The 15416-nt window shown below is 48.7% G+C and carries 13 protein-coding genes; 4 read left to right on the forward strand and 9 right to left on the reverse strand.

What is annotated here, in order from left to right:
- Positions 1-75 precede the first annotated feature (75 nt).
- The 3 genes from glnE to P8H32_RS01745 are packed head-to-tail and all read right to left on the reverse strand — an operon-like array spanning position 76 to position 5025.
- On the reverse strand, positions 76-3000 hold the full coding sequence (glnE, locus tag P8H32_RS01735; protein ID WP_301088311.1) for a bifunctional [glutamate--ammonia ligase]-adenylyl-L-tyrosine phosphorylase/[glutamate--ammonia-ligase] adenylyltransferase: 2925 nt from the start codon (positions 2998-3000) through the stop codon (positions 76-78).
- A 26-nt stretch (positions 3001-3026) separates the two neighbouring features.
- Positions 3027-4826 carry a GspE/PulE family protein gene (locus P8H32_RS01740; RefSeq protein WP_297292305.1) on the reverse strand — a complete coding sequence of 600 codons (1800 nt, stop codon included), beginning with the start codon at positions 4824-4826 and terminating at the stop codon, positions 3027-3029.
- Between the two features lie 46 nt (positions 4827-4872).
- Positions 4873-5025 (reverse strand): hypothetical protein, encoded by a 153-nt coding sequence (locus P8H32_RS01745; protein WP_301088312.1) that lies wholly within the window; start codon positions 5023-5025, stop codon positions 4873-4875.
- Between the two features lie 100 nt (positions 5026-5125).
- Between P8H32_RS01745 and P8H32_RS01750 the strand changes: the two genes are divergently transcribed.
- The 4 genes from P8H32_RS01750 (at position 5126) to argA (ending at position 9996) form a co-directional block, all read left to right on the forward strand.
- Positions 5126-5803 carry a TIGR00153 family protein gene (locus P8H32_RS01750; protein ID WP_297292303.1) on the forward strand — a complete coding sequence of 226 codons (678 nt, stop codon included), beginning with the start codon at positions 5126-5128 and terminating at the stop codon, positions 5801-5803.
- 39 nt (positions 5804-5842) lie between these two features.
- Positions 5843-7126, forward strand: coding sequence for an inorganic phosphate transporter (locus tag P8H32_RS01755; protein ID WP_297292302.1), 1284 nt, complete (start codon positions 5843-5845; stop codon positions 7124-7126).
- Between the two features lie 295 nt (positions 7127-7421).
- A complete protein-coding gene (argE, locus tag P8H32_RS01760) occupies positions 7422-8570 on the forward strand; it encodes an acetylornithine deacetylase (RefSeq protein WP_301088313.1) in 1149 nt (382 codons plus the stop codon).
- A 121-nt stretch (positions 8571-8691) separates the two neighbouring features.
- A complete protein-coding gene (gene argA, locus P8H32_RS01765) occupies positions 8692-9996 on the forward strand; it encodes an amino-acid N-acetyltransferase (RefSeq protein ID WP_297293219.1) in 1305 nt (434 codons plus the stop codon).
- A 10-nt stretch (positions 9997-10006) separates the two neighbouring features.
- Here argA and P8H32_RS01770 read toward each other — a convergent pair whose 3' ends face one another.
- From P8H32_RS01770 to P8H32_RS01795, 6 genes are all read right to left on the reverse strand, one after another.
- Positions 10007-10894 carry a phytanoyl-CoA dioxygenase family protein gene (locus tag P8H32_RS01770; RefSeq protein ID WP_301088314.1) on the reverse strand — a complete coding sequence of 296 codons (888 nt, stop codon included), beginning with the start codon at positions 10892-10894 and terminating at the stop codon, positions 10007-10009.
- A 78-nt stretch (positions 10895-10972) separates the two neighbouring features.
- A complete protein-coding gene (locus tag P8H32_RS01775; RefSeq protein ID WP_297293217.1) occupies positions 10973-11230 on the reverse strand; it encodes a hypothetical protein in 258 nt (85 codons plus the stop codon).
- A 343-nt stretch (positions 11231-11573) separates the two neighbouring features.
- Positions 11574-12848 carry a dicarboxylate/amino acid:cation symporter gene (locus tag P8H32_RS01780; RefSeq protein WP_301088315.1) on the reverse strand — a complete coding sequence of 425 codons (1275 nt, stop codon included), beginning with the start codon at positions 12846-12848 and terminating at the stop codon, positions 11574-11576.
- Complete coding sequence (locus P8H32_RS01785; RefSeq protein ID WP_297293215.1) at positions 12845-13399, reverse strand: DUF1415 domain-containing protein; 555 nt, start codon at positions 13397-13399, stop codon at positions 12845-12847. The genes P8H32_RS01780 and P8H32_RS01785 overlap by 4 nt, the downstream gene beginning before the upstream one ends.
- 135 nt (positions 13400-13534) lie before the next feature.
- On the reverse strand, positions 13535-13807 hold the full coding sequence (locus P8H32_RS01790) for an HU family DNA-binding protein (protein ID WP_301088316.1): 273 nt from the start codon (positions 13805-13807) through the stop codon (positions 13535-13537).
- A gap of 213 nt (positions 13808-14020) precedes the next feature.
- Positions 14021-15397, reverse strand: coding sequence for an FAD-dependent oxidoreductase (locus P8H32_RS01795; RefSeq protein ID WP_297292240.1), 1377 nt, complete (start codon positions 15395-15397; stop codon positions 14021-14023).
- Positions 15398-15416 lie beyond the last annotated feature (19 nt).

Consider the following 15416-nt stretch of genomic DNA (forward strand, 5'->3'; position numbering starts at 1 on the left):
AACAAACTCCTTACAACGTCAAATCGTTTTTATTGCTTCTATATATTCTGTTTACTTAAGCTATCAAGCATCAGCCTATCGCCTGCAGCCTATCACCTGCAACCATAAGGTCACCACCGCCTGGCGGTGCCGGGCAAAATCCGCCAGGGGCACTTCGCTGGGTTGCTGCTGCAAACTCAAGCGGTGTGCGTGGGCGCGGTATGCCTTGTAAGCTTCCGTTAGGGCCTCCGCCTCAGCGATGGAAAATAGCCCCTGTTGTTGTAGGGCCTCCAGTATTCGGATGTTGTCCGTATATACTGCTAATGCGGGGTGTTGGTGTGACCAAGCCAGAACCGCGTATTGCACCATAAATTCGATGTCGACGATAGCTCCAGTGCCATGTTTGAGGTGAAAAATTGGCGGATCGGCCTGTTCCAGCCCCTTTGGCAGCAAATGATCGCGCATCTTTTCCCGCATGGCGCCAACTTGCTTCTTTAATTGGTCCTCATCACGGTGCTGGCACAGCAGTTCAACTCTTAAGGCTTCAAAGGTCTGGGAGAGCTGTTTATCTCCGGCCACCACCCGCGCTCGCACCAAAGCCTGGTGCTCCCAGGTCCAGGCATCTTGCTTTTGATAGGTTTCAAAGGCGCTTAAGGAAGTAACCAATAGACCCGATGTGCCGGAGGGCCGCAGCCGCATATCCACCTCATAGAGCATGCCGGAGGGGGTCTGGGCGGTCATAATATGGATCATGCGCTGGCCTAGACGGGTAAAAAACATCCCGTTATCAATGGGGCGGTCGCCGTCGGTGGACAGGCCCGAGGCCGCATTATGGATAAAGACCAGGTCTAAATCAGAGCCGTGGCCCAGCTCGATGCCCCCCAGCTTGCCGTAGCCGACAATAATAAAGTCTTTATCGCAGGCCACCCCCTTGGATTTTTGGGGGCGGCCATGTTTGGCCACCAGGTTACTCCAGGCCAGCTCCAGCACATGTTCAAGTACAACTTCGGCGATCATGGTCAGATAGTCACTGACTTTCATTAAGGGTAATTTGCCGATGACTTCTGCGGCGGAAATGTGTAGTTGATGGGCCTGTTTAAAATAACGCAGGCCATCCATATGCGCTTCCAGGTCATCCCAGGCTACGCGCAGCAGGTGTTGTTGCAACTCTGCGCGCAGCTTGTCTTTTTCCGGAACCTGGTAGAGAGTTCGAGTATCTAATAGCTCATCTAACAGTACCGGTTGGGTGGCGAGTTTTTCTGCAATCCAGGGGCTGGCCGAGCAAAGAATAACCAACTGCTTTAATGCGTTTGGGTTTTCTACTAGCAGTACTAGATAGGCCGAACGCCGCAATACGGATTCGACCAGGGGAACAATGCGCAATAGTGTCGCGGAGGGGCTTGCAGTATTAGCTACGGCCTGAAGTAACAGGGGAATAAATTGATCGAGACGCTCGCGGCTAACCGCTTGCATTCGCTGTACTGTGCGATCTTTTTGTAAACGTTGCAATTGGGTGAGTACTGCCTGGCCATCTTCATGTCCCGCTTCGGCTAGATAGGCCAGGACTTGATCGTTGTCGTTGTCGCTATCGGCTAACCAAACCGTATCCCAGTTTGAGGGTTTATCCATGGCGACGGCTTCCTTGTCATCGGCAATAATTTGCTGGAAGTGTTTGCTAACGTTGTTTCTGTGTTTCGTTAATGCCGCAATAAAATCTGGCCATTGTCGAAAGCCTAACACCATGGCCAGGGCGGCCTGGGGTAAATGATCTATTGGCAGCGTTTGTGTTTGTTGATCGTTAAAAGCTTGAATGCCGTGTTCGGTATTTCGCAGAAAGAGATAGGCGGCCTGTAATTCTTCTACGGCTTTTACCGGCATCGTGTTTTGTTCCGCCAGGACCGTTAACACTGTTTGTACACGACGTTCTTGTAGCTCCAGCTCTCGGCCACCACGTATTAGTTGAAAACACTGGGCAATAAATTCAATGTCCCGAATACCGCCGGGGCCCAGCTTTACGTCATTGTCTAAACGCCGGCGCTTTACTTCCTGCTGTATCATTTTTTTCATGGAGCGCAATGATTCAAAGGCTGAGAAATCTACATAACGGCGGTAGGTAAAGGGCCGTAGTACATTCATTAATTGCCCGGCAGCCTTCGCCTCACCGGCAATCACCCTGGCCTTGATCATCGCATAGCGTTCCCAGTCACGGCCTTGATCCTGATAGTACTCTTCCATGGCGCCTAAACTTAATACCAGTGCACCACTTTCACCATAGGGCCGCAGCCGCATATCGACACGGAACACAAAACCATCAACCGTCATCTGGTCAATAGATTGAATCAGCTTTCTTGCAACACGGGTAAAAAACTCACCATTGTCCTGGGGGTTTTTCTTGTGATCGGTTTCTCCGCGACGGGGGTAACAAAACATTAAATCGATATCAGAAGAGAGATTTAATTCCCGGGCACCCAGTTTGCCCATACCGATAACCATCATTTTTTGTTCTGTGGAAATACTATTAATGATGGCCATGGGGCGGCCATATAATTTGACAAGATTGTTATGATGGAAATCCAATGCCTGTTGAATGCTGGCTTCAGCCAGCAGAGAAATATCCCGGGTTGTTTCTTCAAGGTCGGCCAGACGGTTGATATCACGCCAAATAATGCGCAGCATTTCCTGGTTGCGGTTAAGGCGTAATTGGCTGTCTAGCTCTTTAGGGTTGCTAGTATGGACAAGCCGATGGGAAAGGTTATTCTGAATGGATGCTTTGGTATAGGTGGTTTTTAAGTTATTGCTATCAACCAACTCACGAAATAGTAGCGGCTTGCGGCAACAAAGATCAAAGGCATACTGGCTACCGCACCATACTCTATCTAACTGCTCTGAAAATTTTTTATCCGCTACACACTGTTCAAACCACGCAAGATAATCGGGGTTGGTGCTAGTAAATTGCTGCCTGTTTTGGTTGATTTGCTCCGACAATAATGCCGGAAAATCGGCGGGCGACAATACCTTCATGGTTTTTCTCGACGTAAGCTGGGTCTTTATTTTCTTGGCGGCGCCACTCTTAATACTTCTGCAATCGTGGTATCGCCTGCGGCCACTTTTTGTGCGCCGGATAAGCATAGGGTTTTCATACCTTCCTTCATCGATTGTTGACGAATTTTTTCGATATCCACCCGCTCATCCACATGCTCTTGCACTTCATCGGATAATAATAATATTTCATAAATACCCTGGCGCCCCAAGTAGCCAGTGTTACGGCATTCCAAACAGCCCTTGGGTTGATAAATCGTTGCTGGCTTTGGCACTTTCCAGGGTTTTGTTAACGAGGTCCAATCCGCTTCCGACACTGTATCGGGTTGTTTGCAATGTGGGCATAAGGTTCTGACTAAACGCTGGGCCATTGCTCCCAACACGGTGGCTTTTAATAAATAAGGCGGCACACCTAATTCCAGTAATCGGGTCAGTGCGCTCGGGGCATCGTTGGTGTGCAGGGTGGATAAAACCAGGTGGCCTGTCAGTGCGGCTTGAATAGCCATCTCAGCGGTTTCCAAATCCCGGATCTCACCGATCATAATAATATCCGGATCTTGCCGCATTAATGCACGCACGCCGCTGGCAAAATCCAAATCAATATTATGTTGCACTTGCATCTGGTTAAAACTGTCTTCCATCATTTCGATAGGGTCTTCGATGGTGCAGACATTGACTTCTGAAGTGGCTAGCTGTTTTAAGCTGGAATATAAAGTGGTGGTTTTTCCGGAACCGGTTGGCCCGGTTACCAAAACAATACCGTGGGGGTTTTTTATCATGCCATGCCAGCGGGCATAATCTTCGTTGGCTAAACCCAACTGTTCAAAACTTCGCAGCATCACATCGGGATCAAATATCCGCATCACCAGTTTTTCACCGAAGGCGGTGGGCAAAGTGGATAACCGTAGTTCCACTTCATTGCCTTGCGGGGTGACGGTTTTTAAACGGCCGTCCTGGGGTTTGCGTTTTTCTGCCACATTTAACCGACCAAGAATTTTTAAGCGGCTGGTAATGGCCATCGCCACCTGTAGCGGAAATTCACTGACGTTATATAACACTCCATCAATTCGGAATCGTACATTGCCGACTTCACGGCGCGGTTCGATATGAATATCACTGGCACGTTGGTCAAAGGCGTATTGTAAAATCCAGTCAACAATATTAACGATATGCTGGTCATTGGCATCGGGGTCTTTCATATCCCCCAGTTCTAATAACTGCTCGAAGTTGGTGACGCCAGCAAAAGTTTTACCGGCGGCTTTGCCCGAAGCACCGCGCACGGACTTTGATAGCGAATAAAATTCTACCGTATAACGTTTCAGGTCAGCGGGGTCGATCAGCACACGTTTAATCGGCCGGCGCAGTACATGCTCCAGGTTGGACTGCCAACCATTCAGGTAAGGCTCGCAACTGGCGATGGTGACTTCTTCGGCGGAGACATCCACCGCCAGGATTTTATGGCGCTGGGCAAACTCGAAGGACATTACTTCGGTAATGGCGGGTACGTTGATTTTTAGCGGGTCCAGGTTATAGACCGGCTGCTCGCAGGACAGGGACAGCCAGGCCAATAGTGCATCTATATTGAGGACGGCACCCGGGCGAGCGGCATCCGGTAGTTTCTGGTCAGCTATATAGCTAAGGGGGTGCCTGAGGGCATCTTGCTGGCTGCGGCTACTATTGAGCACCTGCACATGGTCTTTGTGACCGATGCGCTGGTCCCGCAGCAAATCATCCATCAGGCCCCGTAAATCCAAGGCTCGCTCCGCCTGTTTGGCCCCAAAAGCTGCATTGTCTGTTGAACCCGCCATGTAAATCTAACTCCTTCGATAAGCCGCTAATCTTCTGTCTTAGCCTTTAAGTATGGCCCAGTATGGCAGGGCCGCCAGCGGTGGCGGTGATATTAATCACAGCTTTGACCAGAGCATGGTGATGTACTTTTTCCGCCACGACAAATAATGTAATAAAAATGTCATTTTTCTGAAACAATAGCCTGATCTTCGAGTACAATTACGGCTTTCTGAACCTGTAAACTGGGCGGCTGTGCCTATTAGCCGGCCTGAAATATAGCTCGGATACAAATAACAATACCTATTCAAGGAGCTCACTTATGGCTGGCAATCCCTTCGGGAATCTATTTGGCCAATCCCCTATTCGGCCTATTCAAGAGCATATGGCAACTGCCCATAGCTGTGCGTCAAAGCTTAGCGACTATTTTGAAGCTGTGATCGCAAGTGATTGGGATAAAGCCAAAGATCTGCAAAAGCAGATTTCTAAGCTGGAAGGCGATGCCGACAAGCTGAAAAAGCAGGTGCGCCTGAATATGCCCAAAAGCCTGTTTATGCCGGTGCCTCGTTCTGACTTGCTCGACCTGGTGGCCATGCAAGACAAAATCGCCAACTGCGCCAAGGATATTGCCGGCATTATGCTGGGCCGCAAGATGGTAATCCCTGAAAAAATAGCCCCTATTATGGTCGACTATGTGCACGAAGCCGTTGCCACATCAGCCCAGGCTCTCAAAGCGATTCAAGAAATGGATGAGTTGTTAGAAACCGGATTTCGTGGCCGTGAAGTCAAGGTGGTTGAAGAGCTGATTAAAGAGCTGGACCGTCTTGAACATAAAAACGACAAGCTTCAGGTTAAAGTCCGCGCCATGCTGTTTAAGCTGGAAAAAGACCTGCCCCCTGTCGACGTTATGTTTCTCTACAAAATCATCGACTGGGTTGGCGAATTAGCCGACCGCGCACAAAAAGTAGGCTCTCGCTTAGAGCGCTTGCTTGCCAGTTAATAAACACACTAATAACTAATAATTTTTCGGAAAAGAACTATGTCTATTATTGCTGAGCACGGCCACATACTTTTAATAATGGCCTGCCTTTTTGGCTTTTTTATGGCCTGGGGTGTTGGAGCCAATGATGTTGCCAATGCTATGGGTACCTCGGTAGGGTCAAAAGCCCTGACTATCAAGCAGGCGATTTTAATCGCTATGGTCTTTGAGTTTGCGGGAGCTTACCTCGCCGGTGGTGAGGTAACGTCCACCATTCGCAAGGGCATCCTTGACCCGGCCTTGATCAATAACTCACCAGAGTTACTGGTCTACGGGATGATGGCCGCACTCCTGGCGGCGGGTACCTGGCTATTAATCGCCAGTATGAAAGGCTGGCCGGTTTCCACTACCCACTCTATTGTAGGCGCACTGGTAGGTTTTGCCGCGGTAGGTATTTCGGTGGATGCGGTTAACTGGGGCAAGGTCGGTACTATTGTTGCCAGTTGGGTTGTCTCGCCAGTTCTCGCGGGAACTATATCCTTCGGCCTGTTTATGAGTGTACAAAAGCTGATACTCAATACCGACAAGCCGTTTCAAAATGCTAAAAAATATGTCCCCATGTATATGTTTGCTGTGGGCTTTATGATTGCCATGGTGACCTTGTTAAAAGGTCTAAAGCATCTGGGTATTGAGATCGACCTCGGCCTGGGCAGCAAGTTTGCCAACGCTTTGCCCGTTGCTGCTGTTATCGGCATCATTGTCGCTATCATTGGTAAAGGTATGCTGGGCAAAGTTAAAGAAGAGGTGATTCCGGAAGATGGCAACCGCTTTGGCAATGTAGAAAGAGTGTTTGCGATATTAATGATTTTCACTGCCTGTGCCATGGCCTTTGCCCACGGTTCTAACGATGTAGCTAACGCCGTTGGCCCACTGGCGGCGATTGCCAGTGTGATTGGCAGCGGTGGTGAGATTGCCAGCAAGTCAGCTCTTCCACCCTGGATTCTTTTGCTGGGCGGTGGCGGTATTGTTATCGGTTTGGCTACCTACGGCTTTAAGGTAATGGCAACCATCGGTAAGAAGATTACTGAACTGACCCCAAGTCGCGGTTTTGCTGCGGAACTGGGCGCTGCGACTACGGTAGTATTTGCCTCTGCAACGGGATTACCTATTTCTACCACCCACACTCTGGTAGGTGCTGTGCTGGGTGTTGGTTTGGCCAGGGGTATTGGCGCTCTGAACCTGCGAGTTGTTGGTAGTATCTTTATGTCCTGGGTGATTACTTTGCCAGCAGGTGCCGGCTTAGCCATTCTGTTCTTCTTTACCTTTAAGGGTATATTTAGTTAATCAGGTAATTCTGGTTTAAAAGGCGGCGCAGTTTTCTGTAGCTGCTTTTTTTATGCCCGTAGTTCCCGACTAAAGCACCCGAGGGCAGGCTTCGGCAAAAATGACTATCGTCATTCCCGCGAAGGCGGGAATCCAGTGCTGTAGATTTCCGCCCTGGCGGAAATAACAGCATAAGCATGCAGTCTGGATTCCCGCCTTCGCGGGAATGACGAGGGGTTCGGACGGGCACAGCAAGGGTGGTGTCAGTGGCATTTAGTAGTATGATTCTGTAATACATCCATCAATGGAATAAACCATGTCTACAGTCCCCCCTCTTCTCACCATGATGAACGAGCTACTCAGTGAAATCTCAGTCAGTTCAACCTCGGCCCAGTGGGATACCGGCAACCGCCAGGTGATTGATAAGCTCGCTGGCTGGTTAAGTAGCCTTGGTTTTAACTGCGAAATTATTCCTTTGGCTGAACAAGCTAATAAAGCCAACTTAATTGCCACCCTTGGTAGCGGGCCTGGTGGGCTGGTGTTATCCGGTCATACCGATACTGTACCCTTTAACGAAGAACTATGGGATATGAACCCCCTTAGCCTGACTGAGCAAGATAATAAATTATTCGGCCTTGGCTCAACGGATATGAAAGGATTTTTTCCCATCGCGATTGAAGCGGCTAAAGCTTTTCTTGACCAACCCTTAAAAGAACCCCTGATTATTCTTGCTACCGCTGATGAGGAAAGCTCAATGGACGGCGCAAGGGAACTGGCGGCGCAGGGCGCACCCAAAGCGCGCTTTGCGGTCATTGGTGAGCCCACGGATTTAAAACCCATTCGCATGCATAAAGGCATGATGATGAATGCTATCAAAGTGGAAGGCCGCGCCGGGCATTCATCGAACCCAAGTTTGGGTAACAATGCGATGGAAGCGATGCATATTGTGATGGCGGACTTAATGGCCTTTCGGGCTGAGTTGCAAGAGCGCTATAACAACCCTTTATTTAAAGTGACTGTCCCTACGCTTAATCTGGGTTGTATTCATGGCGGCGATAACCCCAACCGAATTTGCGGCCAGTGTGAATTGCATTTTGATGTGCGTGCCCTGCCCGGCATGAATAACGCCGATGTACTTAATGAAATTTCCCAACGACTAAAACCATTGGCCACACAACTTAAGGTTAATATCAGCCTACGGTCGCTGATCAAACCACTGGCACCTTTTGAGCAAAGCGCGGATTCTGTCTTGGTCAAAGCGGCGGAACAACTGACGGGGCATAGTGCCGAGTCGGTTGCCTTTGCTACTGAGGGGCCGCTGTTACAGCAGTTAGGGATGGAGACGATTGTGATGGGGCCCGGCTCTATTGATCAGGCGCATCAACCTAATGAATATATGGCGCTCAACCAGGTACAACCGGCGGTGGATTTGCTCAAGCAATTGATCGGCCGATTCTGTCTCTAACGTCATTCCCGCGCCCCCCACGTCATTCCCGCGGGGGCGGGAATCCAGGCTGCCTCTTGCCCTAATACTCATTAGGCCCCACAATAAGCCAACGATTAATTCACCCAATATAAAAAACACCATGCCCACAAAAGATTACGTCAAATGGTTCCGTAACTCAGCGCCCTATATCAATGCGCATAGAGGGAAGACCTTTGTGCTGATGTTTAGTGGTGATGCGGTGGCGCATCCGAATTTTGCCAATATCATTCACGATATCGCTTTGCTTAACAGCCTTGGGGTAAAGCTTATTCTGGCCCATGGTGCCAGGCCACAAATTGAAGAGCGTGTTGCCCTCAGGGGGATCAGCTCGCGGATCGAAAACGATATTCGCATTACCGATGGCCCAACACTGGAATGCGTTAAAGATGCCGCCGGTTCTGTGCGGGCACAAATTGAAGCACTGTTAACCATGGGCTTGGCCAACTCCCCCATGCATGGCGCACAAATCAGAGTATGCTCCGGTAACTTTGTGGTGGCAAAACCTATTGGCATTCGCAACGGTGTTGATTATGAACATACCGGAATGGTTAGAAGAGTTGATACTCAGGGCATTGCAAAACAACTGGATGATGGCTCTATTGTGTTACTTTCGCCTACCGGCTATTCACCGACGGGTGAAGTCTTTAATTTGTCGTTGGAAGATGTAGCCACACAGTCGGCCATTGCGATGCAGGCTGATAAGCTGATTGTTTTTTCTGCGCAGGATGGCCTGCTGGATACCAGTGGTGATTTAATTCAAAACTGCTCAGTGAGTGAAATAAAATATTTGCTCGATCATAGCGATGACCCGGAAACCGCCAGCTTGCTAAGAGCTATTGCTACCAGCGGTGAAAACGGTATCAGCCGCTGCCACTGTGTTAGCTACAGCGACGATGGTGCATTGCTACAAGAACTATTTACCAGAGACGGCGCTGGTACATTAATTTCGCAAGATCACTATGAGCAATTGCGCACTGCTACGATTGAAGATGTAGGCGGTATATTAGAATTAATTGAACCCCTTGAAGCTGAAGGCTCGCTAGTAAAACGTTCGCGTGAATTACTGGAAAACGAGATCAATCTGTTTACTGTTATTGAAAGAGACGGGATGATTGTTGCCTGCGCAGGCCTTTATCCTTATGAAGAGTCTGCCTCAGGAGAAATTGCCTGCGTAGCCACTCACCCGGATTACAGAGGTGAAGATAGAGGTGAAAGATTATTAGCTGCCCTGGAAATGCAAGCACGGGAAAAGCAGTTGGCCAGTGTTTTTGTACTGACAACGCAAACTGCGCATTGGTTTCAGGAATTGGGTTTTGTGGAAATTACGCAGCAGCAGTTGCCGGAAAAGAAAAAGCAGCTCTATAATTTGCAGCGCAATTCAAAAGTATTTAGTAAGAACATTTAACGCATTATAATTAAAACAGGTTTGGATAATCTCGCCAGTAATACTGATATTCTTTTCCCTGCCAATGTTGATAAATACTTTCCCAATTTAAACCTTCGATGCGCCAACCATGATGCGGTTCCAGATTGGTTGAAAACACCGGCGCGCCATAATCACAAAAGCGGGTATCTACGCTAATCCTTACCAGGTCTTTGGCGGTATTCGATTCTGCTTTGTGAATAGTGCAGGAGTGAAAAAGAATCACATCTCCTTGCTCCACATTAGAAACATGCCACGTTGTTTCATCGGGAAAAATTTCACACTGCACACCCCCTACCCCATCGGCTGAGCCAATTTTTCTAACACCTTTTTTATGGGAGCGGGGTAATATTTTTAAGCGGCCCATTTGGTCATTGACATCATGCAGGGCTACCCAAATGCCTGCCATAGTCGGGCCAGCATTGTGTGAGTGAGCGTCCTGGTGGGGTGGTGTTTCAAAGCCGAGATTATTGGGAGTGGCGATGCGCGCCATTTTAATCGGATAAACAAAACAGGCTTTGCCCTGAAGTTTTTCCATTAGTGACTCGATAGCCGGTGAATGAAAAAAACTATGGAACGATTCCAGTGCCTGCATTTTTGGATACACTTCGTCCCAGATAGGGTCGGTTTCGCCAAACCCATCGCCCACTAATATCGGTTTGTGCCGGCTCTTATCAAAACCAATATAAGGCTCAAGTACCGCCAAAAAATCCTGCAAAAGTTGATCACACTGCTCGGCTGCCACATAGTTTTTAAAATGCAGATAACCCCACTCCTGAAATCGTTGTTGTAAGGTGTGTTGGTCTTCCTGGATATCGGAAACGATCAGTGGCTGGTCAGGCATATTATAAGTTTTGTTCAGGTCGGTAGAATTTGGCAACACGATACCACTGTCTGGCAGGCAAAAAAAAGGGGCGGATAAACCGCCCCAACATGCTGAGCTAACTTCTCGAGTGAGTTAGTGCACCGTGGCATCACAGTGTTTGTTAGACGCGCCATCTTCATAGCGGCAAGCTTCCATCCATAAAGGCCATTCCATGGGTAGTACGTCTTCAATATCTTGATGAGCTTGCATTTGGTCCGCTGTGGGTAGCGTAGTCACGAAGTCCATCAGTTGATTCATAGTGTCGCGGGCCAAACACAATACATCGATATCATCTTGCTGCTGTGCCCAGATGATGCTGCTTTGTAGGCTATCGATATAGTTGTTTAGCATGTCTTGCCCCTTGTGGCTGATTTGTTTTTGCTTCAATACCAGTACTAAAGCAATCGGCGGGCCAACTTTATAAACAAGGCTAGAATTGGCCTGTATCTTATTGATAAATGGAAAGAAATTGTTTTTACATGGATGGTATTAAGTCACTTTTTAATCCGTGGCTGACGGAGTTTTGCCGCTAAAAAAGCGGAATATAGAAGCTAATTGGAGGGGGCGCCAAAAAACGGACGTCATTCCCGCGCAGGCGGGAATCCAGCCTGCATGCTTATGCTGTTATTTCCGCCAGAGCGGAAATCTACAGCACTGGATTCCCGCCTGCGCGGGAATGACGGGGGCTTTCGAGCTAGGATGCGATATTGGTCTGCTCGCCTTCTGAGCGGGCAATGATTACGGCACCGGCGGAATCGCTGGTGACATTTACCGCTGTACGCATCATATCCAGGATACGGTCAGTGACTAACAGCAAGCCAAGGCCTTCCAACGGCAAACCAATAACGCCAAGGATGACTGTAATCGCTACCAGACTGGCGGCGGGGATACCCGCAACACCGATGGAAGTTAATAAAGCCACTAACACAATGGTAAATTGCTGCACGATGGTTAGGTCTAATCCATAGGCCTGGGCAATAAACATGGCGGCTACACATTCATATAAGGCGGTGCCGTCCATATTAATGGTTGCGCCTAGTGGCAATACAAAACTGGTGGTTTTGTTGGACACACCGATGTCTTTTTCAACAGTCTCCAACGTTAATGGCAGTGTTGCAGAGCTGGAAGCGGTGGAAAATGCAGTGAGCATCACCGGTGACATTTGTTTAAAAAATGTACCGGGGCGGACCCGGCCCAAAACACGTAATAATATGGGCAAGGTGATAAAGGCATGGATGCCTAAGGCTGCAACCACCGTAACAAAGAATATTAATAGCGGTGAGAACGCAGCAAAACCCGTTGCCGCTACGGTTTTTGCCACCAAACCAAATACACCCAGCGGTGCAAATTTCATCACCCACATGGTGATATGCATCATGGTATCAAACACCGCTTGCCAAAAGTTTTTTAACACATCGCTTTTATCTTTATCAATGCGGGTGATAAAAAACCCGAATAACAGGGAGAAAAAGATCAAACCTAACATTTGACCACCGGCTGCAGCGGCAACGACGTTAGTCGGCACCAAACGTAAAAACACATCGCTAATATCGCTGGCGCCTTTGCCTTCTACTTTTTCTACCACCATAGCTAATTCGTTAGCATCGGTGCTTAAGTTCAGTTGGTCACCGGCTGCTTGGCCATCAATCAGGCCGGGGGTGGTGATGTTGACTAAAACAAGACCCACTAAGATGGCGAGCAAACTGGTGGTGGCATAAAACAAAATGGTTTTGCCACCAAGGCGACCGAGGTTTTCGCTATTACCAATGCCAGAAATACCGGTAATAATGGAAGACATCACCAAGGGCACGATAATCATTTTTAAAGCGTTTAAAAATAAGGTGCCGACAAAGGCATAAATAGCGTAAAAGCTAATACCCAAAATACTGGTATCGGTTCCCGTGATTATTCCCGCAATGATTGCAGCGATAATTGCGATTAAAATTTGCCAATGTAGTGCAAGCTTCATGAAGTTGATTCCATTGCTAATAATTTGAGTAGGGCCGGCTTGCCCAGGGCTTGTAGTTTACGAATATTATTGTCAGGTATTAATTCTGGCTGTGGATAGTTTCCCAACGCCCGGCTTAGCTGCGCTTCGCGAATAAAATGTAACATCGGATAAGGTGAGCGATTGGTATAGTGGCTCACATCCTCTTCGGGCACACCCTCAAAACAGTAATCGGGGTGAAAGCTGGCAATTTGAATCACCCCCTCTAAACCTACCTGCTGTAATAATTCGTTGGCCACTTCAACTAATGACCAATATTGGTCGAAGTCCTTCAAGCCGTTACTGAATACTAGCAGGCTAGTGGCTATTGTGCTTTCGTCAGTTTGTTGCAGTTGGTCTAGCTGTTCTAACACTGCCGCTATGATGGCCTGGTCTTGTTCGGCTGGGCATACGTCAATATGCACGCCATCGGCCTTGAGTACGGGGCCGGCGAAGGGGCAAAGGTTTAGACCCACCACAATGGTTTCAAGCCATTGGCGAGTTTGTTGGGCGGCTAGGCTGGTTTCTATCATAGAAGTTCCGTCATTCCCGCGAAGGCGGGAATCTACCGTGCTGGGTTCCCGCCTTCGCGGGAATGACGTTCTGGTAAAAAAAAACGGACAACACTCTCATGTCATCCGTTTTTCGTTATCGTTCAAGAGCAGCTGCTAGTTCAACGCTTCTTTTAAGGCCTTACCAGGCTTAAAGCCTACGGTGTTGCTAGCTTTAATCTGGATTGGCTCACCGGTTTGAGGGTTTTTGCCGGTGCGGGCATTGCGATGGCGAGTTTCAAAGGTACCAAAACCAATCAGGCTTACGGACTCTTTGCGGCTCAGTGAATTAGTGATTTCGTCCAGGATGGCTGACAGCACATCGTTCGCTTTGTTGATGGGAATGTCGGCCTTGTCGGCAATTTGTTCAGCTAGATCTGGCTTGCGCATAATCGTTCCTTTTTCTTGTTATGTCTTTAAATAAAGACGCTTAGTTATTGTTAGAGTTAGCTATTCCATTGCTTGGGATAGCTTGATAACAACCTTATCCAGCTATCTTGATGGCTATCTCAATGGCCATGTTAATGACTATCTCAATTTTCCCCGGGTTAGTAAACCACAGTTTTTGGATTAATTAACCCTGATGACATCCAACCGTGACGATTAGGCCATGATGGGGGGCAGTTCTTTTTGTAGTCGCATTTTCTCTTTCGTGCCTTCACCGGTCAGGGCAAAGCCGATTAAGCCACCGTCAGCACCGCGAAATTCTGCAATCACATTATTGCCGTTTTCCTGCACTGTCCACTCACCCTGGACATCTTTAGGTACCGGGTTTACCGCGACGGGGCAGGCCGGTGTTTTAATGGTAACGGGCATAGCGGCATAGCTAACTTCCGTGGGCTCGCCGGCCAGGGTTTTACCCAGGGCTCTGGCGCCGGCCATGAGTGGGGCTACATAAACCAATACATGACCGGCTACTTCCGCACAATCACCCAGGGTGTAAACATTGTTGGCAGAGGTTTCTAATAAGCGGTTAGCGACAATACCGCGGTTAACTTCAATACCGGCCGCTTTAGCCAGCTCGGTGCGTGGACGCACACCTACAGCACAAACGACGATATCAGCATTGATGGTAACACCGGTATTCAGGGTCACAACAACGCCTGACTCTGCCTTGTTTACTTCGGTGACTAAGGGGCCAAAATGGAATTTTGCGCCTTTTTCTTCCAGTGCACGCTGTACCGCTTTGCCGGCTACCTCTGGTAACAAAGTAGGCAGGCAGTAATCCAGTGGGTCAACGGTCTCAACCTCAAAACCACCATTAAGCAGGTCGTTGGTGTATTCACAGCCGATCAGGCCGCCACCGATAACACAGACTTTTTTTGCGCCGGTTTTTTTCATGGCTTTACGGAAATCATCAAAGTCCAGCAAGTCATTGATGGAGTAAACATAGTCCAGCGCGTCACCCGCAATCGGCGGCTTGATGGTTTCAGCACCCAGGGTTAGTACCAGTTTGCTGTAGTGGATGCTGGTGGCGGCATCGCCGACTTTGATCATTTGCTGGTCGGTATCGATGGATAACACATCGGTCATGGTCCAGACACTGGCTTTTAAGGTTCTGGCCATGCTGCCGGCATCGGACTGGGCCAGGTCAGTGGCTTCAGTATTTTTGGTATAACCGGTAGATAGCATGGGCTTTGAGTACGCGCGGCCATCGTCATTGGTGATTAAGATTAATGGTGTCTCGGCATCATGCTTGCGGAATTCTTTGGCCAGGCCATAGCCGGCAAGACCGGTGCCCAGAATAATCACCGGGGCTACCACAGGGTCGGTGGTGTCTTCATCTTCATGGTGAGGCACTTCAGTTGTGGCCCCGGTAACTTCTATCATCTCGAAGTCTTCCTTGCCTACGCCACAGTCAGGGCATAACCAGTCGTCGGGGACATCAGCCCATTGGGTGCCGGGTGCTAAGCCTGATTCCGGGTCTCCCTTGGCTTCGTCATAAACCCAGCCACAAACAATACATTCCCATTTAGTCATTTGAAGTTCTGCCTATTCT

Source organism: Oceanicoccus sp. (assembly GCF_029238675.1).
Lineage (GTDB): Bacteria > Pseudomonadota > Gammaproteobacteria > Pseudomonadales > Dasaniaceae > Oceanicoccus.